General features: G+C 60.5%; 19 protein-coding genes. 9 read left to right on the top strand and 10 right to left on the bottom strand.

The features are described from left to right. Positions 1 to 18 precede the first annotated feature (18 nt). The 5 genes from EOI86_RS18510 to EOI86_RS18490 form a co-directional block, all read right to left on the bottom strand. Positions 19 to 1,713: a methyl-accepting chemotaxis protein gene (locus EOI86_RS18510; RefSeq protein WP_127767037.1), complete on the bottom strand. Its 1,695-nt coding sequence runs from the start codon at positions 1,711 to 1,713 to the stop codon at positions 19 to 21. A gap of 242 nt (positions 1,714 to 1,955) precedes the next feature. Continuing rightward, the gene (locus EOI86_RS18505; RefSeq protein WP_127767036.1) at positions 1,956 to 3,650 is read right to left on the bottom strand and encodes a methyl-accepting chemotaxis protein; all 1,695 of its coding nucleotides are present in this window, start codon (positions 3,648 to 3,650) and stop codon (positions 1,956 to 1,958) included. A 170-nt stretch (positions 3,651 to 3,820) separates the two neighbouring features. Continuing rightward, positions 3,821 to 5,611: a TRAP transporter permease gene (locus tag EOI86_RS18500; RefSeq protein ID WP_127767033.1), complete on the bottom strand. Its 1,791-nt coding sequence runs from the start codon at positions 5,609 to 5,611 to the stop codon at positions 3,821 to 3,823. A 101-nt stretch (positions 5,612 to 5,712) separates the two neighbouring features. Further along, positions 5,713 to 6,681 carry a TAXI family TRAP transporter solute-binding subunit gene (locus EOI86_RS18495; protein WP_240035729.1) on the bottom strand — a complete coding sequence of 323 codons (969 nt, stop codon included), beginning with the start codon at positions 6,679 to 6,681 and terminating at the stop codon, positions 5,713 to 5,715. A gap of 157 nt (positions 6,682 to 6,838) precedes the next feature. Next, the gene (locus tag EOI86_RS18490; RefSeq protein ID WP_127767031.1) at positions 6,839 to 9,322 is read right to left on the bottom strand and encodes a GcvT family protein; all 2,484 of its coding nucleotides are present in this window, start codon (positions 9,320 to 9,322) and stop codon (positions 6,839 to 6,841) included. 299 nt (positions 9,323 to 9,621) lie between these two features. Here EOI86_RS18490 and EOI86_RS18485 point away from each other — a divergent pair, with 299 nt between their 5' ends. Together EOI86_RS18485 and EOI86_RS25010 are read left to right on the top strand one after the other, a co-directional pair. Next, positions 9,622 to 9,927, top strand: coding sequence for a cupin domain-containing protein (locus EOI86_RS18485; protein WP_127767029.1), 306 nt, complete (start codon positions 9,622 to 9,624; stop codon positions 9,925 to 9,927). Between the two features lie 26 nt (positions 9,928 to 9,953). Beyond that, a complete protein-coding gene (locus EOI86_RS25010) occupies positions 9,954 to 10,511 on the top strand; it encodes an antibiotic biosynthesis monooxygenase (RefSeq protein ID WP_127767027.1) in 558 nt (185 codons plus the stop codon). 779 nt (positions 10,512 to 11,290) lie between these two features. Here EOI86_RS25010 and EOI86_RS18475 read toward each other — a convergent pair. The 3 genes from EOI86_RS18475 to EOI86_RS18465 all read right to left on the bottom strand — a co-directional run bounded on the left by EOI86_RS18475 (position 11,291) and on the right by EOI86_RS18465 (position 12,756). Continuing rightward, the gene (locus tag EOI86_RS18475) at positions 11,291 to 11,587 is read right to left on the bottom strand and encodes a hypothetical protein (protein ID WP_127767025.1); all 297 of its coding nucleotides are present in this window, start codon (positions 11,585 to 11,587) and stop codon (positions 11,291 to 11,293) included. Positions 11,588 to 11,679: 92 nt separating this feature from the next. Next, a complete protein-coding gene (locus EOI86_RS24575) occupies positions 11,680 to 11,895 on the bottom strand; it encodes a helix-turn-helix transcriptional regulator (protein WP_205032256.1) in 216 nt (71 codons plus the stop codon). 171 nt (positions 11,896 to 12,066) lie between these two features. Beyond that, positions 12,067 to 12,756, bottom strand: a complete 690-nt coding sequence (locus EOI86_RS18465) for a PEP-CTERM sorting domain-containing protein (RefSeq protein WP_161973894.1) — start codon at positions 12,754 to 12,756, stop codon at positions 12,067 to 12,069. A 339-nt stretch (positions 12,757 to 13,095) separates the two neighbouring features. On the opposite strand from EOI86_RS18465, the gene EOI86_RS18460 reads away from it, so the two are divergent. Together EOI86_RS18460 and EOI86_RS18455 are read left to right on the top strand one after the other, a co-directional pair. Further along, entirely contained in the window at positions 13,096 to 13,839 is a 744-nt protein-coding gene (locus EOI86_RS18460; protein WP_127767023.1) for an AzlC family ABC transporter permease, read from the top strand. Next, positions 13,832 to 14,155, top strand: a complete 324-nt coding sequence (locus tag EOI86_RS18455) for an AzlD family protein (protein ID WP_127767021.1) — start codon at positions 13,832 to 13,834, stop codon at positions 14,153 to 14,155. Before EOI86_RS18460 ends, EOI86_RS18455 begins: the two co-directional genes overlap by 8 nt. A 13-nt stretch (positions 14,156 to 14,168) precedes the next feature. Here EOI86_RS18455 and EOI86_RS18450 read toward each other — a convergent pair whose 3' ends face one another. Then, complete coding sequence (locus tag EOI86_RS18450) at positions 14,169 to 15,101, bottom strand: LysR family transcriptional regulator (RefSeq protein WP_127767020.1); 933 nt, start codon at positions 15,099 to 15,101, stop codon at positions 14,169 to 14,171. 84 nt (positions 15,102 to 15,185) lie between these two features. On the opposite strand from EOI86_RS18450, the gene EOI86_RS18445 reads away from it, so the two are divergent. The 5 genes from EOI86_RS18445 to EOI86_RS18425 all read left to right on the top strand — a co-directional run bounded on the left by EOI86_RS18445 (position 15,186) and on the right by EOI86_RS18425 (position 19,666). Beyond that, a complete protein-coding gene (locus EOI86_RS18445) occupies positions 15,186 to 15,785 on the top strand; it encodes an RBBP9/YdeN family alpha/beta hydrolase (protein WP_127767018.1) in 600 nt (199 codons plus the stop codon). A gap of 43 nt (positions 15,786 to 15,828) precedes the next feature. Beyond that, positions 15,829 to 16,785: a PLP-dependent cysteine synthase family protein gene (locus tag EOI86_RS18440; RefSeq protein ID WP_127767016.1), complete on the top strand. Its 957-nt coding sequence runs from the start codon at positions 15,829 to 15,831 to the stop codon at positions 16,783 to 16,785. Between the two features lie 45 nt (positions 16,786 to 16,830). Beyond that, positions 16,831 to 17,745, top strand: a complete 915-nt coding sequence (locus EOI86_RS18435; protein ID WP_127767014.1) for a ketopantoate reductase family protein — start codon at positions 16,831 to 16,833, stop codon at positions 17,743 to 17,745. 194 nt (positions 17,746 to 17,939) lie between these two features. After that, positions 17,940 to 18,476, top strand: a complete 537-nt coding sequence (locus tag EOI86_RS18430) for a PAS domain-containing protein (RefSeq protein ID WP_127767012.1) — start codon at positions 17,940 to 17,942, stop codon at positions 18,474 to 18,476. A gap of 44 nt (positions 18,477 to 18,520) precedes the next feature. Then, positions 18,521 to 19,666 (top strand): methyl-accepting chemotaxis protein, encoded by a 1,146-nt coding sequence (locus EOI86_RS18425; protein WP_127767010.1) that lies wholly within the window; start codon positions 18,521 to 18,523, stop codon positions 19,664 to 19,666. A gap of 26 nt (positions 19,667 to 19,692) precedes the next feature. On the opposite strand, the gene EOI86_RS18420 is transcribed toward EOI86_RS18425, so the two are convergent. Further along, positions 19,693 to 20,175, bottom strand: coding sequence for a type II 3-dehydroquinate dehydratase (locus EOI86_RS18420; RefSeq protein ID WP_127767009.1), 483 nt, complete (start codon positions 20,173 to 20,175; stop codon positions 19,693 to 19,695). Between the last annotated feature and the right edge of the window lie 99 nt (positions 20,176 to 20,274).

Below are 20,274 nucleotides of genomic sequence, written 5' to 3'. Positions count from 1 at the left end.
GTCGAGAGCGACTACCGTTTAAACGGCGTTCCCCCGGATTGTATCCAGGAACTGTGCGACTTCCTGGTTCAGTTTCTTGGTCTGTGTCTCCATCGTATGAACGGAAGAAACCATGCCTTCCACCGTCGCGCCGGAATCCTCGGCCGACTTGGCGACGCTGCCGACGATCTCCGTGACCTGCGAGGTGCCGGTGGATGCCTGCTGAATGTTGCGGGCGATTTCTTCCGTCGCCGCGCCCTGTTCCTCGACCGCCGATGCGATGGCGGCGGAAATGGAGTCGATCTGACTGATCGTGTCAGAGATACCGGCGATGGCCTTCGCTGAATTTGCGGTGGCCGCCTGCATGCCGGCGATCTGTTCACTGATCTCTTCCGTCGCCTTGGCGGTCTGGCTGGCCAGGCTCTTCACCTCGTTGGCCACAACCGCGAAGCCCTTGCCGGCTTCCCCGGCGCGGGCGGCTTCGATGGTCGCATTCAGCGCCAGCAGATTGGTCTGTTCCGCGATGTCCTGGATCAGCGAGACGACGTCCCCGATGCGCTGGGCGGCTTCGTTCAGGCGCTGAACTTCCTTGTTCGTGCTGTCCGCCTGTTCGACCGCTTCACGGCTGATGGCGCTGCCTTGCGCGACTTGGGAACTGATCTCGCGGATCGATGCGCTGAGTTCCTCGGCCGCGGCGGAAACGGTCTGCACATTGCCCGACGCCTGGTCGGCGCTGGCCGCCATGGTGCTTGCCTGGGTGCTGGTGGATCGAATGGCGGTGTTCACCGTCTGGGCGTTCTGCTGGATGTCACCCGCGGCCCCTGTCAGGGCGGAGACGACGGCGCCGACGCTTTGTTCGAAAGTATTGGCCAGCCGGACGCGCTCTTCCTGGCGGCGGCGGCTTTCCTCTTCTTCCTGCGCCAGGGCGGAGGCACGCAATTCGTCGCGCTCTTTCACGTCCTGCTTCAGTTTGCTCAACGCCGAACTGATCTCACCAATCTCATTGGTCTGTTCCGTGTATTTGATCTCGACGGTGTGGTCACCCTCGGCGATCTTGTTGATCGCGCCCTGAACGTCTTTTAGCGGAACGGTGACGGACCGGGAAATGACGATCGAGAAACCGAAGGTCAGGATCAGGATTACGATGGCGATCCCACCGAGTTTTATCGCTTGTTCCATGAAGATGGCATCGACATCATCGATATACACGCCGGTACCGACCATCCAGCCCCAATCCTTCTGCCATTCCGCGTAACTGAGTTTGGGGGCTTCGACATCGCTGTTCGCACGCGGCCAGTGGTACTCGATATATCCGCCGCCGGCTTTCGCCTTTTGGATCAAGTCTTGGACGATAAGGACGCCGTTGCTGTCCTTCACACCGCTCATATCCTTGCCTTCAAGGCTTGGCTTTGCGGCATGGACCATGTTTATGCCGTCATCCGTATAGGCGAAGAAATATCCATCTGCCGCAAACCAAGAATCGCGGGCGACCTGTTTTGAGCGCTCGATGGCCTCTTCCTGCGTGATCTCGCCTTTCTTCGCGCGCTCGGCCAGGGCATCCATGGCGCTGATGACGGCCGAGATATGTTCCTTCAGGGTCGTCCGGCGGTCCTGCAACATCTGGTCTCGCACCGACTGCAGGCTGATCGCCGATAAAATCAGAATGCCGATAGCGGTTATGAGTGAGGCGGCAATCATTTTCCTGCCGACAGGCCAGTTTGAAAAAATTAACATTTTCTAGTTCCTCGAAAAGAAATCGCGACCAGTGCTGGCGCGTCGACCAGGACGGGGCGGTTCATGGATACCGCTCCTGTTTGCGGGCATGGTATTAGTCAATGGTAAATAAAAGGTTATTCATACCTAATGCTTCCCGAACGCTCATGGTCCGGGGTGGGCAATGAATTTCGCTAGGCAAAGAAAAAGGCGCGGCGAATTTCTACGCCGCGCCTTCCGCCTAACCGAATTCTATCCTTGGGCTATGCCGCGTCTCCCCGGATCGTACCCAGAAACTGTGCCACTTCCTGGTTCAGTTTCTTGGTCTGTGTCTCCATCGTATGAACGGAAGAAACCATGCCTTCCACCGTCGCGCCGGAATCCTCGGCCGACTTGGCGACGCTGCCGACGATCTCCGTGACCTGCGAGGTGCCGGTGGATGCCTGCTGAATGTTGCGGGCGATTTCTTCCGTCGCCGCGCCCTGTTCCTCGACCGCCGATGCGATGGCGGCGGATATGGAGTCGATCTGGCTGATCGTGTCGGAGATACCGGCGATGGCCTTCGCTGAATTTGCGGTGGCGGCCTGCATGCCCGCGATCTGTTCGCTGATCTCTTCCGTCGCCTTGGCGGTCTGGCTGGCCAGGCTCTTCACCTCGTTGGCCACAACCGCGAAGCCCTTGCCGGCTTCCCCGGCGCGGGCGGCTTCGATGGTCGCATTCAGCGCCAGCAGATTGGTCTGTTCCGCGATGTCCTGGATCAGCGAGACGACGTCCCCGATGCGCTGGGCGGCTTCGTTCAGGCGCTGCACTTCCTTGTTCGTGCTGTCCGCCTGTTCGACCGCTTCACGGCTGATGGCACTGCCTTGCGCGACTTGGGAACTGATCTCGCGGATCGATGCGCTGAGTTCTTCGGCGGCGGCGGAAACGGTCTGCACATTGCCCGACGCCTGGTCGGCGCTGGCCGCCATGGTGCTTGCCTGGGTGCTGGTGGACCGAATGGCGGTGTTCACCGTCTGGGCGTTCTGCTGGATGTCACCCGCGGCCCCGGTCAGGGCGGAGACGACGGCGCCGACGCTTTGTTCGAAAGTATTGGCCAGCCGGACGCGCTCTTCCTGGCGGCGGCGGTTTTCCTCTTCTTCCTGCGCCAGGGCGGAGGCACGCAAATCGTCGCGCTCCTTCACGTCCTGCTTCAGCTTGTTCAACGCCGAACTGATCTCACCGATCTCGTTGGTCTGTTCCGTGTATTTAATCTCGACGGTGTGGTCACCCTCGGCGATCTTGTTGATCGCGCCCTGAACGTCTTTTAGCGGAACGGTGACGGACCGGGAAATGACGATCGAGAAACCGAAGGTCAGGATCAGGATTACGATGGCGATCCCGCCGAGTTCCAAAGCCTGATTCATGAAGATGGCGTCGACATCATCGATATAGATGCCGGTTCCAATGGCCCAATTGAAATCCTTTTGCCAAACCGAATAAGCAAGCTTCGGGGACGGGGCTTCATCGGCGCTGCGCGGCCAGCCATAAGCAGTATAGCCGCCGCCGTTTTTCGCCGCAGCGACAAGACCCTTGGTGATTTCGACACCGTTTTTGTCCACCAGTCCGCTCAGATCCTTGCCCTCCAGGCTCGGCTTGGCGGCATGGACTAGGCTTATCCCCTCTGCACTGTTGGCAAAGAAGTACCCATCCTTGGCGTACCAGGAAGTTCGGATCAGGGATTTGGCGCGCTCTTGCGCTTCATCTTTCGTAAGTTCGCCTTTCTTGGCGCGGTCGGCCAGGGCGTCTACCGCACTGACGATTGCGGTCACATGTTCTTTCAACAAGGCACGACGGTCGTCCATCATTTGGCTCCGCATGGCCTGAAGGCTGATGGCGGCAAGAACGGCTATTCCGATGGTCGTGATAATGGAGGCTGCAAACATTTTCCGGCCGACGGGCCAGTTAGAAAAGTGAAGCATATAAATTTCCCCGAAAATGGATGACCGTCGCTGATGCGGCGGCGCGGATGGGCTGGCATATTCTTGCCACTGCGAATTGCCGCCAAGCTAGGGGAAAAGGGTAAAAAGAATCTTAGTATTTTTTAGGGGATTTGCTTAAAAATAGCACTTTCATACAAGTTCTCCGGCTTCTAGATAGCGCTGAAATCCAGGATTACGACGGCGATACCGACCCCGATGAGAGCAAGACTGGGCACAAGTTTTTTGGTGCCGATAAGGCCGTAGGAAAGCAGCGCCAATCCGATTGCTAGCTTCACGCTTGCCAGGACGCTGGCTAAGGGGTTGGCTTCCAAGGCAATGACGGCGGGGTTTGCGATCATACCGAGCGGAATGACGTACAGCCCGACACCCAAGGCCATGGCGGTGACCGCGACTTTCAGCCAATTCTCTCCGACCATCCCGGCGGCGATGAAGACCGCACCGCAAACCGGCGGCGTGATGGTCGACAAAAGCGCGAACCAGAAGACGAAAAGATGCGCCTGCAGGGGCTGCAAGCCCAGCTCGATCAAGGCCGGCCCGGCGACGGATATGCAGATCACATATGCCGCCGTGGTCGGGACTTCCATGCCCAGGACCAGGCAGGCAACCGCCGTCAGCAGCAGTGAGGGCCACAGCAGCCCGCCGGAACCGCTTAGGATGAGGGAGGTTATCTTCACCCCCAGCCCGGTGATCGACAGCACGCCGATGATCAGCGAGGCGCAAAGGATGATGGACGCGATCATCGCGACCTGACGGCCGGCGCCTAGGAAGGCACCCTCCAGGCGCACCGCCATGACGCGCAGATCGATCTTAAGCCTGCCGTCGACGATCAGCATCGCCGCGCCCACCAAGGTGGCAAGACAGGCAGCATATTGCGGGGTCACGTTTGAGACGAACATGCCCCACATCAGCACCGCGAAAGGCACCAGGAAGAAAGCGGCGGTGATCACGACATCACGTGTGGCCGGCTTGTCCTCCGCCGCGATGGGGGCCAGCTCGAAACGGCGCGCATAGGCGTTGATGCCGATCCAGACCGCGAAGAAATAGAGCAGGGCGGGCGGCAGGGCGGCGGCCATGACGCTGGTATAGGGAACGCCCGTCAGCTCGACCATGACGAAAGCGCCGGCCCCCATCAGCGGCGGCATGATCTGCCCGCCGGAAGAAGCGACCGCTTCAACCGCCCCGGCTAGCCGCTTGGGATAGCCCAGTTTGGTCATGGCCGGCAGGGTGATCGCGCCGGTCGACGCGACATTGGCGGATGCCGAGCCGGAAATCGACCCGAACAACGCCGAGGAAAGCACCGAAACCTTGGCCGCCCCGCCGTTCAGCCGCCCGGCGGCGGCAGCCGCGATGTTCATGAAGCCTTGGCCGGCCTCACCCGCGTTTAGAAACGCCCCGAAGATGACGAAGAGCGCGACCACATTCACTGAAACGCTGGTCAGGCTGCCCCACAACCCGCCTTCCGCGATGGTCAGCGTGCCCAGGAAACTGGCGAGTGGGGTGCCCGAATGCCCGAACTCGCCCGGGATGTGCTGGCCGAACAATCCGTAAAGAAGCGCGGCGGCCGCGACCGTCGGCAACGGCCAGCCGATGGCGCGGCGGGCGGCTTCCAGCACGACCAGGATCAGGACGGCGGCGATGCCGATCTGAAACGTCCCTTCCAGGAAACCGTATTGGTTGCCCAGCATGTCGCGGTTCAGCGCGATCCATAGACAGGCTGCGACGCCGAGTGCCGCCAGCATCGTGCCGCTGATCCGCTCCCAGCCCGGCCGCGCGGCCAGGACGAGTATCCAGGGCAGGGCGAAGGCCATATGGATCGGCCGGCTGATCAGATTCGGGACAAGCCCGTAGAAAATCAGCCCCAAATGAAACACGACCAGGCAGATACCAAAGCCCAGCCAGAAAATCCGGGACAATCCGTTGAGGGGGCGTTGATCCTGCATCCTGCGGCTACTGCTGAAATGTTAGAGAAAACCCGGGCCAAGCGCGCGCCTGTACCCGGGTCCAAAGGTGAATATGCCGGTCGATTACATCTGCGCGACGGTCACATTTGGCTTTCGGTTAGGGCCATGCCGGCTTCCTTGTAGTACTTCGCGGCGCCCGGATGGATCTTGCCGATGATATTCGCCATCAGGCCTTCGTCGACGCCGTTCCACCAGGCCGCGGCCGCACCCATCTTGGACTTCTGTTCCCAATAGGTCTTGGTCAGCTGATAGGCGGTGTCATCGTCCATCGCGGTAGTCGTATAGGCGACGACGGGCAGCGAGGTCGTGGTGATGTCGCTGTCCTGGCCCGCATAGGTGCCGGCCGGGATGGTGAGCTTGGTGCGCTTGGTCTTGGCGATCTGATCGTCGGTCAGCGACAGCACCGTGACGCCGGTGGTCGCCGCCGCCTCGATGACATTCGGCGCGGGCCAGGAACCGGCCGTGACGAAGCCGTCGATCTGGCCGTTCTTCAGCGCCGGGACCGCGTTGGACAATTCGATCTCGGCCAAGTCCACTTTTCCTTCCAAGCCGAAGAGGCCCAGATATTTCGCGCCTTCTTTTGCCCCGAACGAGCCCTTGCCGAGCAGGATGGTCTTGCCTTCCATGCCGGCGAAATCGGTGACGCCGCTATCGTCGGACATGACGAAATGCATGGTCAGCGAGGGGATCGGGAACAGGGCGCGGATTTCGTCGAATTTCGGATCGCCCTTGCCCTCGAACATGGCTTTGCCGGCCTTGGCCAGTTTCACCAGGACGGGCGGGGTCGTGAAGACGTAATCGCCGCCACGCGCCTTGGCTTCCATCACGTTCTGGACGGACCCCTGGCTTTCCTCGACGGTGACGATCACCTCGCCATTCGTGCCGGCCTTCATCGCCTCGGCGATTTGCACCGCCATTTGATAGTAAGAGGAGGTCGATTTGGCGGATTTGTAGGTGACGCGGGTTTCGGCGGATGCCGTCGCGGCGATGCCGATGGCGGCGGCGAGACCGATCGCGGCCCCCATGGTTTTCGTGAACCGGAAATGCATTCTCATCCTCCCCTTGTTCGGATGCGTGTGATCTGGGTGCGCTTCGCGCGGTTATTGGATCGCCGACTCTATAGAGAACGCGCCCCGTGGCAATGCCGGGCGGTTGTGAAAACGTGGCTTGTTCAGAAAAGATGCATGGACGTGGACGGCGCGGCGATCAGGCTTTTACACGCTCCGATTTCGGGTCGTACCAGGGCTTGAACTGCAGGTCGATGGGATAGCGTTTCCAGGCCACCTCGACTTCCCAATCGCCGGTCGAAATCCAGTCCAGGGTGACGCCGTCGGCATCGCTCACATAGCCCATCCCGATTGACGCGCCCTTGCCGTCATGCAGGCGGTGCCCCCAGGCGCCCGAGGTGATCGACCCGACCACCTTGCCGTCCCGCAGCACCGGTTCTTCGTGATACAGCATCGGGGCGGATTCGCCGGTTTCCCGTATCATGATTTGCACCAGTCTGCGGTCGAGCGCCCCCTTGGCGTCGCGGTCGGCGCGCGCCTTCAAAAGCGCATCGCGGCCGATGAATCCATCCGCCTTGTCCCAGGCGATCGCGAAGCCCAATCCGGCCTCCAGCGGGTTGTCCTCATCGCCGATATCGTGGCCCCAATGGCGATAGCCTTTTTCGGTCCGGCAGGCGCCCATGGCGAAATAGCCGCAATGGGTCAGGCCGAATTCGGGTCCCGCTTCCAAAATCGCCTCATAGACGTTCTGCGCGAAGTCGGCGGGGATGTAGATTTCCCATCCCAACTCGCCGACATAGGTCAGCCGGTTGGCGCGAATTTTGGCATAGCCGATTTCCAATTCCCGTGAGGCGCCGAAGGGGAAGGAGTCGTTCGACAGGTCCGCGCCGGTCAGCTTTTCCAGCAAGGCCCGGCTTTGTGGGCCCATCAAGCCGATCATCGGCAACCCGCTGGTGATATCGACCGCGACGCAATGGGCATCTGCGGGGATGTGTTTCTTCAGCCAGGCGAAGTCGCGGGTCTGCGCGCCGCCGGCGGTGACGACCCAGAATTGGGTTTCCGAAAACCGCGTGACGGTCAGGTCCGCCTCGATACCGCCGCGCTCGTTGAGCCATTGGGTATAGACGGTGCGGCCCGGTTCCACATCCACCTGATTGGCTGAAATCCGGTTCAGGACGGCGCAGGCGTCACGCCCCTCTACCAGGAATTTCGGGAAGGAGGATTGATCGAACAGCCCGACGCCGTCGGCCATCGCCCGGCATTCGCGGCCGACCGCATCGAACCAGGACGGCCGGCCGTAGCTGTAGCCGAAGTCTCGGCCCTCGGCGGTATCGGCAAAGAACATCGGCCTTTCCCAGCCCGCCGTTTCGCCCATCGCGGCGCCCGCATTCAGCATCTTGTCATGCAGGGGCGTGCGCCGGGCGCCGCGCGCGGTGACCGGCTGATAATTCGGCCAATGCATGGCATAGAGCAGGCCCAGCGTCTCCGTCGTCCGGTCGTGCAGATAGTTCCTGTTGGATTGGAACGGCATCATACGCCGGCAATCCACATCGATCAGGTCCATCGGCGGGTGCCGGTCGCGGATCCAGTCCGCCAGCACCTTGCCGACGCCGCCGGACGACTGGATGCCGATGGAGTTGAACCCGCAGGCCAGGAAAAGGTCCGCCACTTCCGGGGCTTCGCCCAATATATAACGGTCATCCGGCGTGAAGCTCTCCGGCCCGTTGAAGAACAGCGCGATCCCCGCTTCCTGCAGGATAGGCAGGCGGTTCATCGCCATTTCCAGGATCGGCTCGAAATGGTCGAAATCCTCCGGCAGGGTTTCGAAAGCGTGGTCCTCCGCGATCCCCTCCATGCCCCAGGGCTTGGCGACGGGTTCGAAACAGCCGAGCAGGATCTTGCCCGCGTCTTCCTTGTAATAGGCATGCTCGTCGGTCACCCGCAGCACCGGCAGATCGCCGGGCAACCCGTCGAGCGGTTCGGTGACGATGTAGAAATGTTCGGCCGCGTGGAGGGGGATATTGACGCCGACCATGCCGCCCAAATCGCGCGACCACATGCCGCCGGCGATGACGACGGTGGACGCCCTGATCTCGCCTTTCGCCGTAACGACGCCGACCGCCCGGCCGTTCTCCACCAGGATGCGCTCGACCTTGGTTTCCTCGAAAATCTTCGCGCCGCCCATTCGCGCGCCCTTGGCGAAGGCCTGGGTCGTGTCGATCGGGTTGGTCTGGCCGTCTCCCGGCAGGTGGACGCCGCCGACCACGCCGTCGGTATTCAGCAGCGGGTGCATTTCCTTCAAGGCGTCGGGGGTGAGCACATGGCAGTCCAGCCCGAAACTCATCGCCATGGAGGCGCCGCGTTTCAACTCCTCGAACCGCGCCTCGGTCAGCGCGGTGCTCAGGGAGCCGTTCTGCTTGAAGCCGGTCGACTGCCCGGTTTCCTTTTCGAGGTCGAACATCAGCTCCGTCGTATAGCGGGCCAGTTCGGTCATGTTCCGGTTGGCGCGCAACTGCCCCATCAGTCCGGCGGCGTGCCAGGTGGTGCCGCTGGTCAATTGCTTGCGCTCCAGCAGGACCACGTCGGTGATGCCGATCTTGGTCAGGTGATAGGCGATGGAACAGCCGGCGATCCCCCCGCCGACGATGACGACATCCGCTTGCGACGGCAAGGCAGCAGCCATGGAAACAACCCCCGGATTAAAGAGCCCGCGGCTGCGGGCCCTGAATGAAAAGACAGCATGCAGGATAGCCAGCCGCAAAGCCCCCGGCTAGAGCAACCTAGGGGCCAAACCAACCTACCCGTCCCTATCGGGAGAGGGGGAAGAGATTTCCTCACACCGCGGTCGCGCCGATTGACCGGGGGGCGGGGAGTGGGCCGATAAATGGCCCGGGCGGATGGGCGCGGATTGGATATGCGGGGACGGGCGCGCGCCCTGTAGTATCGCCTGAGTTTCCGTGTCTTTTTTGGAGTTTTCCCATCATGTGCAGCGACAACAAACCCGGTACCGCCATCCCCACCGTTTTCATCGACAATCCCCGCACCCGTGTCACCGAATGGCGGTTCAAGCAGAAGGGCGACAATACGGGCTGGCACCGGCATGAATACGATTACGTGGTGGTCCCCCTGTTCGACGGCTTCCTGGAAATCGACCTGCCCGACGGCACCCGCACCAAGGCGGAAATGAAAAACGGCGTCCCCTATTTCCGCGAGACCGGCGTGGAACATGACGTCCTCAACGGCAACGATTTCGAATGCGCCTTCGTGGAAGTTGAATTCCTTAAATGAGCGTCGCCGCGCCGTAAGGGTCGCGATTGGCGGGGGGTGAAGGCGGCGCCACTGTCGTCATCACCCACCGGGTGGAAGACGGACACCAGGCAGGATACGAAACCTGGCTTGAGGAAGTCAGCCCCTGTTGCAGCCGCTATCCCGGCTTCGTGGGTTCGCAGATCATCCGGCCGGTCGCGGGCCTGACCGGGACCTTCACCGTGGTCATCCGCTTCGATACCCGCGACCATCTGGAAGCCTGGATGGGGTCGGTTGTCAGACGGAAATTGGTCGAAAAGGTGCGCCCGCTGCCGGCCAAGGACGATGAGTTTTATATCCAGTCCGGCCTTGATTTCTGGTTCGTCCCCGACGGGACCAAGGCCCGGGTGCCGGTGCGCTGGAAACAGTTCCTCGTCACCTGGTCGGCGATTTACCCGCTGGCGCTTTTCGTCCCGCTCGCCATACTCCCCGCATTGCGCGGGTTAGGCATGGTGGAAAACCGCTACACGGATACATTGATCGTCAGCGCCGTCATCGTCGTGTTGATGGTCACCCTGATCATGCCGAACTATACGAAACTGGTCCGACATTGGTTGTTTAAGTAACCTCCGCACTAGCGGCATAGGCCCGCCGTTCGACCGCGCTGAACGACCTACCTACCCGGGGACACGTTCAGCGAGGCGGAAACTCAGAGTGGCGCGCCCTGCATCTAGGAGGTGGGCGTCATAAATGCCGTCGTTGACGGCAACACCTACAAACGTCGTTTCTTTGTCGTTGTTTTTACTTCACCAAGGAAAAAGAGTGTGGGGCCTCGGTTGTGCGTATAAACTGAAACATAAATAGATAATTGGCTTTGAAGGACTGATAGTAGCCGCATCAATCAACAAGGAATGCCATATACGTAGTGATCCAATGGCAGATACTAGCAACGCAATCTTAGACGACCGTTCTCTCAGGTATGGGAGAAATCTTATATTGCTTTCATTCGTAGTTTTTACGCTGCATTATCTTGAGGTTGATACTACCAACGCTGGCTTGTTTGGGATTAAGGTTTCGGAAAGGTCAATTTGGATTGCGCTTACGGTAATACTTTTCTGGAATTCTTTCGTTTTCCTTTATTTGAGTATAGGGCAAGTTTATGTGTGGCTGCAGCAGACATTTTTTGAGTTTTCGGTTGTGCCTCATGTCATGTTTTCGAATTTGAATTTTTTTCCATCCAACAGAGAAGAAAATCTCTTTTCGCGGAAAAGATTATGTACTTAGGAGGCAAAATGCTAGGCCTGTGTTACAAGTCTGCCAAATTGATGGAATACAGGTAACACGTCGATCAGAAATAAAGATATCCGAGATTGTTAGAAGACGGTTCGCAATTGGACGGTTGATACTAATTGACTTTTTTCTTCCAATTTTTTTCTTGATAAAATCCCATATAATCCTGTTTTCGCATGTGGAAATTAGATCGGTAGGGCATTTTCTTTTTGAGGTTTTTACCTAGAAAAATCTTATTACTTTGAAAAGATTGTTTGGGTTCCCTTTGATCGTATTTTTTGTTGTTTGTTGAAAACTGCCTTCTATCTATTGCCGATTGCCGATTGCCGATTGCCGTAGCCAGGCCTCTGAATGGCGTGCTGGGTGCCATTTGCGCCCCATCCCGCAGCATCGCCACCATCTTATCGGCCAATCGCCCGCGCTAGGCATCCCAGACCGGCACCGCATAGGTGACCGGCAGGCCTTTTTTTGAGGTTGGAAGACGGCGCCCTCGGGGACGAGGGCTCACTTGCCCTTGTTTTCCTTGCCCGCTTTGCCGCCCTTTTCCCCTGGGGTCAGACCCAGCCGGGCGGCGTGCCATGAGGCTTCGGCGCGGGAGGATATGCCGAGCTTGCGGTAGATCGACTTGATGTGATGGGCGACCGTGCCGGGCGAGAGCGTGACGGTTTGGCCTGTGGGGCGCTGCCGGCGGTGTGGGCAGGAGCGCCTCGGGGATGACAACCGTGGTGTCGCGCCGGGTGGGGCCGTCGATTGCCTTCGGCGCGGCATCATCCCGCAGGTGAAAACAAGCGGCACCCCCAAGAGTCGATGAGCCCCAAAATCGAGGACCCAAAAACCAAGAGCCCCGCACGAAGCGGGGCTCTAAGACAGGTTCACGAAGGTTCGTGTTTGTTAGGCGGCTGAGGCCCGGCGGCGGCGTGCCGACAGGAAGCCGAGACCGCCGAGGGCCGCGGCCAGCAGCGGAAGCGCCGCGGGAACGGGAACAGCCGAGATGGTTCCGCCCAGGCCCGAGACCAGCAGGCCTGTCGGGTTGAGGCATTTTCCACCGCAAACAGCATTTTCAACTTCGAAGGTGAGGGTGTTCACACCATCCACCAGCAAGTCGAGATCGGAGTCGTAAACGTAGCTCTTCAACTGAGCCCAGGCATTGAGCCCGTTCTCAAAATGGGCGAGCGAGGTGATCGTGGTGCCGTTCAGCTTGACGACCGATTCGTTGTCCGAGGACCAGTTGAAGCTGAATTCCGCCGTGGACAGGTTAAAGCCGGTCAGGTCGAAGCTTGTCGAGAACGTGTAGGTACCGACCGAGTCCGTCGTGTTGGACGGGGATACACCGATCCAACGGGAGTTGGCCGGCGGTGCAATCCAGTTCGGATGGCCGGGGTCGACGACAACGGCGCTCTGCGCGGACCCGCCATTGAAAGCAACGGTATAGTGCGTGTCGGTAGCACCGCCGGACAAAGCATTGCTGCTGTCGTCGACGCCGGTGCTGAACCATTCAATGGTCGCGGATTGTGCTGTACCGGCCAAGCCCAGGAGAAGGGTGCCAGCAAGCGCTGCTTTGATAATACCTTTGAACATCATGAACCTCATCGATTAATCATTGAGCGGTTTATGCCGGACCTTCCCGGAAAAGTCTGTAGATGGCGCGACAGATGTTTTGAACGTATGTTGACAATATCAATAGCGGCGCGCCGGACGCAGAACGCGAAACCCGAGCAAAACCGCGGCAGGATCGAAGATTCCGGCAGGTCATACTTGATGGGGAATGTTGGTCGGAAAGGTTTAGTCTCGTGTAAAAGCGGGCTTTCCCGGTCGTGCGGTCCTCGTCGATTTTTATCCCGTTATTCTGGTGGCGGGGGTCAAAAGACTGTTTTGACGCCTGCTGAGTGACAGCGGCCGCGACGCGACCGTATATGGGGGATGGTCAAAAACGATACCCCAAGAACCAGTCCCAGCGACGATACGATCCGGCTGACGCTGAACGGCGTTTGGCGCGGCGGCCGCGATATGTTCGCGGTGGCGTTGTTTTCCATTCCCTTCGGCATCGCTTTCGGAACGGCGGCGACGGAAGCCGGGGTGCCGCCGCTGGAGGCGATCTTGATGAGCGTCTTCACCTTTTCCGGCGTTGCTCAATTCGCGGCGCTGGAATTTTGGGAGACGCCGGTGGCCTGGGGCATGCTGGCTTTTGTCGTTCTGGCGGCCAGCGCGCGGATGGTGGTGATGGGCGCGGTGCTGGCGCCTTGGATGAACGCCTTGCCGGCCGGCCGACGCTTCCTGACGCTGGCCTGGATGAGCGACCCGAATTTTGCCAAAAGTCAGCCCGACTGGCGCGCGGGCGAGCGGGATGCGGGCACGTTGTTGGGCGCGGGTCTGGCGCTATGGTCGCTTTGGGTCGTCGGCACGGTGATCGGTGTTTTGGGCGGGAATGTGATCGGCGATGTCTCCGCCTATGGGTTCGATGTGGTCATGGTCTGTTTCTTCACCGCGCTGGTCGTCGGCGAAGCCGGAAGACTGGCCAAGACGACGGGATACAAGGCCTTTGTCCCGATCGCGGTCGCGGCCCTGGTCGCTGTCGTCACCCTGCCGCTGCTGCCGTCGGGCTGGAACATCATCGCCGCCGCCTTGGCCGGTGGGGTCGCCACGGTGATGCGCCGCGATGCCTGACGCTTCTTTTCCGTCCTCTTTGCCCATTTGGCTGATCGTGCCTCTCGTCGCCGGGATCGTTTTCGCGACCCGCGCGCTGGGCCCGGTTCTGATGGCCAAGGCTGCCTTCTCCCCCCGCGTGACGCGGTTCCTGGATGGGTTGGCCATTTCCGTGATCGTGGCCATGGTTGCGACCGCACTGGCCAAGGCGGGGCCGCGGGAGGCCGTGGCCGTCGCGCTTGCCGCCACCGTGATGCTCACCACCCGCAGTGTCTTCTGGGCGATGATCGCCGGCGTCGCGCTGGCCGCCGGTTGGTCGCATTTCCTGCCCGGCTGACGCCGGTCGATCGCTAGGCTGCGCCCTCGATCAACCGCCGGTGTGATTTGATCGCGGGGACCAGGAAATCGACCAAAGCGCGGATGCGAGCGGTGCGCCGCAGGTCGCCGTGGAACAGCAGCCACAAGCTCTTGCCCGGCTGCAATTCCGTGCCGGGCACGCGGGCGAGGCCCAGATCGGGGTCGCCCAGGAAACAGGGCAGCAGGGTAAGGCCCAGCCCGACCTTCGCGGTCTGCATCTGCAATGTGTTGGAAAACAGCGCGTGGCGGCAGGGAATATCCGGAAACGGCGTACCGGCGGGAAAACCGCGATGGGGCATGTCCTTTCCCCAACCGATCCAGAAATGGCGTGCGGGGTCGATGCCGTTCCGGCCGATCTCCTCGGCCAGCTCGGGCGCGGCATAGACCGCCTTGGCATAGTCGATCACCTTGCGCGCCACGACATCGTCGGAAATCACGGCGTCCATCCGCAAGGTCACATCGGCTTCCCGCCGCGCCAGGTCGGTGAAACTGTGGGACGCATCGACATCCAGTTCGATCTCGGGATGGGCGCGCGCGAAATCGGCCAGCACTTCGGGCAGGAACGACGTCAGCAAGGCCGGCGGAATGTTCAGCCGCACCGTGCCGTAGGGTGCATCGTCCCGTCCGCCGATACGCCGTTCGACGGCCAGCAGCTCGGCCGCCGTCTTTTCCGCGACCGCCAGAACATCCTCCCCCGCCTGGGACAGGACATAGCCCTCCGGCCGCCGGTCGAACAGCCGCGCGCCGAGCGCCGCTTCCAGATGGGTCAGCCGGCGGTTCACCGTGGCGTGATTCACGCCCATCGACCGCGCCGCGCCGCGCAGGCTGCCAGCCTGATGGATGGCGGTCACCACCCGCAGGTCGTCCCAATTCAGCGTGGAGGTGGCCCTGTTGACCAAGTCAGTGGATGAAAAACGATCCGGCATGGCGAAAAAATAACTCCTTCCGGAGAAGAAATAAACCGCTTATCCAATGCCCACCCGGTATGAAACAAGACAATGGAGCGCGGCATGGCGGGAACGCCGGATATTTTCCTCCTCCCCGGTTTGGGCGGTTCCGGCCGGGACCACTGGCAGGCGATCTGGGCGGACCGGGACCCGGCCGTCCGGATCGTCGAACAGCTTGACTGGGACCGGCCCGACCCTGTCGCCTGGCAGGCGCGACTGACCGCCACGGTTGGCCAACGGGGCGACCAACGGGGCGACCGGCGGGGCGACCGGCGGGGCGGCCAGCGGGGTAGCGACCGGTTCGTGCTGGTGGCGCACAGCCTGGGTTGCGCGCTCGCCGTACGCTGGGCGTTGTGCGCCGAGATCCCGCCCGCCGCCATGATGCTTGTGGCGCCCGCGGATGTGGACAGCGCCGACCATACGCCGGAGGTGGTGCGCGGTTTCGCGCCGATGCCGATGGAGAAGCTACCCTGCCTGAGCGCTGTCGTCGCCTCCGCCGACGATCCGTATATCGACCAGGACCGCGCGGCCGCTTTCGCCTGGGCTTGGGGGGCGGTGTATCATCCGCTCGGCAAGCTTGGCCATTTGAACGGCCAATCCGGTATCGGTGCCTGGGCCCAGGGCCGCGCTATTCTGGACGACCTGATCGCGGCCGTAGCTTGATATGTTCTCAGAAAAACAAGTATTTTGGAATGGACGAGCAGTTATGACAAACGAACCCAGCCCCGGCTCCGTCATCGGCACCTCCATCCTGGACCGGATCGGGAACACCCCGATAATCGAACTGAAACGGATCGTGCCCGAGGGCTGCGCCCGGATCCTGATGAAAATCGAATCCGAAAACCCGACCGGCTCGATGAAGGACAGGATGGCCCTGGCGATGATCGAAGCGGCGGAGGCGGACGGGCGGTTGAAGCCAGGCGGGCAGGTCGTCGAATATACGGGCGGCAGTACCGGCGTCTCTCTCGCCATGATCTGCGCGGTGAAGGGTTATCCGATCTCCATCGTTACCTCCGACGCTTTCAGCCAGGAAAAACGCAGCCACATGGCCGCGTTCGGCGCAAAGCTCACCATCGTGAAAAGCAAGGATGGCGGCATGGATGAGGCGCTGACCCGCAACATGATCGAGGAGGCCCACAAGATAACCGAGGCAACCGGGGCCTATTGGACCGACCAGCTGAAGAATGCGGATCAATTGATCGCGTATCATCGCATGGGGGAGGAGATCTGGGCGCAGACCGGGGGAAGGATCGACGCTTTCGTGCAATCGACCGGGACCGCGGCATCCGCGCGCGGAAATGCAGAGGCGCTGAAATCGCACGATGCGCGCATCATGACGGTCGCGGTGGAGCCGACCGAATCCGCGGTCCTTTCCGGCGGCCCCAGCGGGGTCCATAAGATCGAAGGGGTCGGCGCCGGTTTCGTGGTGCCGTTGTGGGAACCGTCCGTCATCGACCGTATAGAGGTGGTTTCCACCGAGGCGGCGATGCAGATGGCCCGGGACCTGGCCCGGTTGGAAGGTATTTTTGCCGGGACCTCGACGGGTGGAAACCTGGCGGCGGCCATTGCGGTTGGCCGCGAGATGGGACCGGATGCAACCGTTGTTACCGTGATGTGCGATTCCGGTGTGAAGTACCTTTCGACCGCCTTATATGGCCGGTAAGCTTTGCAAAGCTGGCCTGAGATATTTCTAGGGAAGGATAACGAGATGTCGGGAAAAGGATTGCGGTTCGGCATCATGGGCGCGGGTGGCGTCGGCGGATATTTCGGGGCGTCCTTGGCCAAGTCAGGCGCCGATGTGGTGATGATCGCCCGTAATGCGCATCTGGCGAAGATTCAGGAAGCGGGTCTTCGCGTCGAAACAGCGGAAGGCGCGTTCTCAGCGCCGGTTACGGCAACCGACGATCCGGCCCAAGCAGGCCCCTGCGACGTGGTCCTCGTCGCTGTGAAGCTGTGGGATACGGAAACGGCGGTGGAAGCGATCAGCCCCATGGTCGGGCCGGAAACCACGGTGATTTCCCTGCAGAACGGAATCGGTGCGGAACCCGCCTTTGCCGCGCGCTATGGGCAGGATCGCGTCTTCGGCGGCGTGGCGCAGATATCCGCCACCATCAGCGCGCCCGGCACCATCGCCAAACATAGCGGCTTTGCCCGGATCGTCTTCGGCGAACTCGGCCAAGCCCAGCCGGATCGCACGGCGGCGCTGGTCGAGGCTTTTACCCAAGCAGGGATCGAAACAAAGCACAGCACGGATATCCAGGCGGAGTTATGGCGGAAGTTCATTTTCCTGGTTGCCTTGAGCGGGGCGACCGCCGTGACAGGCAAGCCGATCGGCGAGGTTCTGAGCAACACGGAAGACCGCGCCCTTTTCGAAGCGCTGGTTAAGGAAACTCACGCCCTGTCTCAGGCGAAGGCGATTGGTCTGGCGCCCGAAACGCCCGCGCAAGTCGTCACCTTCGCCGAAGGACTTCCCCATGCGATGCGCGCCTCCATGGCCCATGACCTGATTGCCGGCAACCGTTTGGAGCTTGATTGGCTGAGTGGCGCGGTCGTCCGGATGGCCCGTGAACTGGGTGTTCCGGCCCCTGCGAATGCCGGTGTCGTGGACGTATTAAGCGCCTGACCCCAGCAACAGTATTCCATCTGCTCATTGTCTTGCGGCCCCGGTTTCGGCCGAGTGAAGCAAGCTGGGCTGCAAAGGGAAATTTCTGAATTATTCGTTTGTTTAAGTAACGATATGTTAGCGTTCTTGTCGTAAGAACGAAGCCCTACGGCACGGAAATCAGAGAAAACCGATACCGGAGGGGGCCATAGAGAATGGCATTGTACGGCAATACACATGTAACCGGCGTGGAGCGGACCTTCGATCGGGACGATATCATCGTCTCGAAGACCGATACCGTGGGCAAGATGACCTATGGCAACCGCACCTTCTTCAAAATCGCCGGCTATACCGAAAACGAATGTTTGGGCGTTCAGCACAACCTTATCCGTCACCCGGATATGCCGCGCTGCGTCTTTGACTTCTTGTGGAAGAACCTGTCGGCGGGCGAAGAAGTCTTTGCCTATGTCATCAACCGGTCAAAGAATGGCGATCATTACTGGGTATTCGCCCATGTAACGCCTAGCTATGACGCAGCCGGGAAAACGGTTGGCTATCATTCGACGCGGCGAGTCCCAAACCGCAAGACCGTCGATGACCATATCGTGCCGCTCTACAAAACACTGTTGCAGCTCGAGAAATCGGCCGAATCACCGTCCCGCGGTCTGGCCGCCGGGAATGATGCGGTCGCAAGGCTTCTGGCGGAACACAAGGTCAGTTTCAACGAATTGATGTTTTCACTGGGAACGTAAGGCCGTCATGCTAATGCAGGCACAAACGGACTGGGAGCACTGCCATGTCTAAGAAAAGCGATGCCATCGCCTCTGCTTTGGAAGTGATGAAGCGCGTCGGCAAAGGCGACTTCGAGGCGCGTATCACGCATATCGAGATCGGCGGCGACCTTGGCGAGTTGCTGCACGGCATCAACGATATGATCGATCGCTGCGATGCCTATGTCCGCGAGTCTTCCGCGACCATGCAGCACGTTAGCGAGAACAAATATTACCGGAAAATTGTAGAGACAGGCATGCTTGGCGCGTTCCTCAGCGCCAGCCGTACCGTGAATTCCGCTTTGACGGATATTCAGAAACGGGTGGACGATTTTTCCGAGCTGACGATCAATTTCGAGGATTCCGTCGGCAGTGTGGTCGGAACCGTAAGCACTGCGTCGTCGGAGCTTTCGCAGTCCTCGGAGACCTTGCGTAAACTGGCGCGCAGCACCAGCGAGAACGCGACCACGGTTTCCGCCGCGGCGGAGGAAGCCTCGGTCAATCTGCAGACGGTTGCGTCCTCGGCGGAGCAACTATCCTCTTCGATTACGGAAATCAGTCAACAGGTCAGCCTCGCCTCGACGGTGGCGAATGAAGCATCGACGATTTCGACCGATGTATCGGAACGCGTGTTGCAGTTGAAGGACGCCGCCGATCAGATCACCACCGTGGTGAAACTGATCAACGATATCGCCAGCCAGACCAACCTTCTGGCGCTGAACGCCACGATCGAGGCTGCCCGAGCCGGAGAAGCCGGCAGGGGGTTCGCGGTCGTCGCCAATGAGGTGAAGAACCTGGCGCAGCAGACCGCCGACGCGACAAGCCAGATCGGCAGCTATGTCGACAATATACAGTCGGCCACGAACATGACGGTTGAGGGGATCGGCAATATTTCGACCAAGGTGTCCGAGATCTCGCAGGCAAACACCGCGGTATCCGCGGCCGTCGAACAACAGAGCGCCGCGACGAACGAGATTTCGCGAAACATCGAACAGGCCTCGGAAGGAACGAAGGAGGTCAGCCGCAGCATCGTCGATGTCGCGTCCTCCTCAGACCAGACCGAGCGCACGGCGTCGGGTGTGTTCGACGCCGCGCATCAACTATCCGAACAATCGGCGGACCTGCGGACGGCCGTGGAAAAATTCCTGGCCGCCGCCCGCGCCGTCGCTTAGGCCCTGTTGGGCGGGGTCGACCGCCGTTATTGCGGGCCGATGCGAATCGGGTCCGGCAGACTGTCGGGAAGGATGCCCAGCTTCTGGGCGGCGGCCTGCATGCCGACCATGTAGCCATAGGGTCCCAAACCGCAGATCACACCGGTCGACACTTCCGACAGGATAGAATGCTGGTGATGTTTGTCCCGCGCGTGAATGTTCGAGATATGGACCTCGAAGATCGGATTGTCGTAGGTCTTCAGGGCATCCAGCACCGGGATCGACTTGAAGGAAAAGCCGGCCGGGTTGATGACGATGACGTCACAGGTCTTGCGGGCCTCGTGGATGGAATCGACCAGCACGCCTTCATGATTTGTTTGGCGGAAGTCGACCTCGACGCCCAGAATTTTGCCGTAGTCCTTACAACTCTGTTCGATGGCCGCCAGCGTCGTATAGCCATAGTGCTCCGGTTCGCGCTCGCCCAGCAGGTTCAGGTTCGAGCCGTTCAAGATCATGAACCGATTGTGCATTTTGGGACCTCCCAGTCCTTGTCGCCATTGTTGGCGGAAACGATGCTCCCGGCGGAACGCGGCCGCAAGCGACGGTTTCGAAGAACTGTTTTGACCGAA

This window comes from Hwanghaeella grinnelliae, from assembly GCF_004005845.1.
GTDB classification, from domain to species: Bacteria; Pseudomonadota; Alphaproteobacteria; order UBA8366; family Aestuariispiraceae; genus Hwanghaeella; species Hwanghaeella grinnelliae.
This window is presented reverse-complemented; position numbering and strand designations above follow the sequence as displayed.

Coding starts and splice junctions, on each gene's coding strand:
- EOI86_RS18420 (WP_127767009.1), bottom strand. CDS start 20,175: ATGCACAATCGGTTCATGATCTTGAACGGCTCGAACCTGAACCTGCTG.
- EOI86_RS18425 (WP_127767010.1), top strand. CDS start 18,521: ATGTCTAAGAAAAGCGATGCCATCGCCTCTGCTTTGGAAGTGATGAAG.
- EOI86_RS18485 (WP_127767029.1), top strand. CDS start 9,622: ATGTGCAGCGACAACAAACCCGGTACCGCCATCCCCACCGTTTTCATC.
- EOI86_RS18500 (WP_127767033.1), bottom strand. CDS start 5,611: ATGCAGGATCAACGCCCCCTCAACGGATTGTCCCGGATTTTCTGGCTG.
- EOI86_RS18435 (WP_127767014.1), top strand. CDS start 16,831: ATGTCGGGAAAAGGATTGCGGTTCGGCATCATGGGCGCGGGTGGCGTC.
- EOI86_RS18505 (WP_127767036.1), bottom strand. CDS start 3,650: ATGCTTCACTTTTCTAACTGGCCCGTCGGCCGGAAAATGTTTGCAGCC.
- EOI86_RS18450 (WP_127767020.1), bottom strand. CDS start 15,101: ATGCCGGATCGTTTTTCATCCACTGACTTGGTCAACAGGGCCACCTCC.
- EOI86_RS18455 (WP_127767021.1), top strand. CDS start 13,832: ATGCCTGACGCTTCTTTTCCGTCCTCTTTGCCCATTTGGCTGATCGTG.
- EOI86_RS18490 (WP_127767031.1), bottom strand. CDS start 9,322: ATGGCTGCTGCCTTGCCGTCGCAAGCGGATGTCGTCATCGTCGGCGGG.
- EOI86_RS18495 (WP_240035729.1), bottom strand. CDS start 6,681: ATGCATTTCCGGTTCACGAAAACCATGGGGGCCGCGATCGGTCTCGCC.
- EOI86_RS18445 (WP_127767018.1), top strand. CDS start 15,186: ATGGCGGGAACGCCGGATATTTTCCTCCTCCCCGGTTTGGGCGGTTCC.
- EOI86_RS18440 (WP_127767016.1), top strand. CDS start 15,829: ATGACAAACGAACCCAGCCCCGGCTCCGTCATCGGCACCTCCATCCTG.
- EOI86_RS18510 (WP_127767037.1), bottom strand. CDS start 1,713: ATGTTAATTTTTTCAAACTGGCCTGTCGGCAGGAAAATGATTGCCGCC.
- EOI86_RS18430 (WP_127767012.1), top strand. CDS start 17,940: ATGGCATTGTACGGCAATACACATGTAACCGGCGTGGAGCGGACCTTC.
- EOI86_RS18465 (WP_161973894.1), bottom strand. CDS start 12,756: ATGATGTTCAAAGGTATTATCAAAGCAGCGCTTGCTGGCACCCTTCTC.
- EOI86_RS18460 (WP_127767023.1), top strand. CDS start 13,096: ATGGTCAAAAACGATACCCCAAGAACCAGTCCCAGCGACGATACGATC.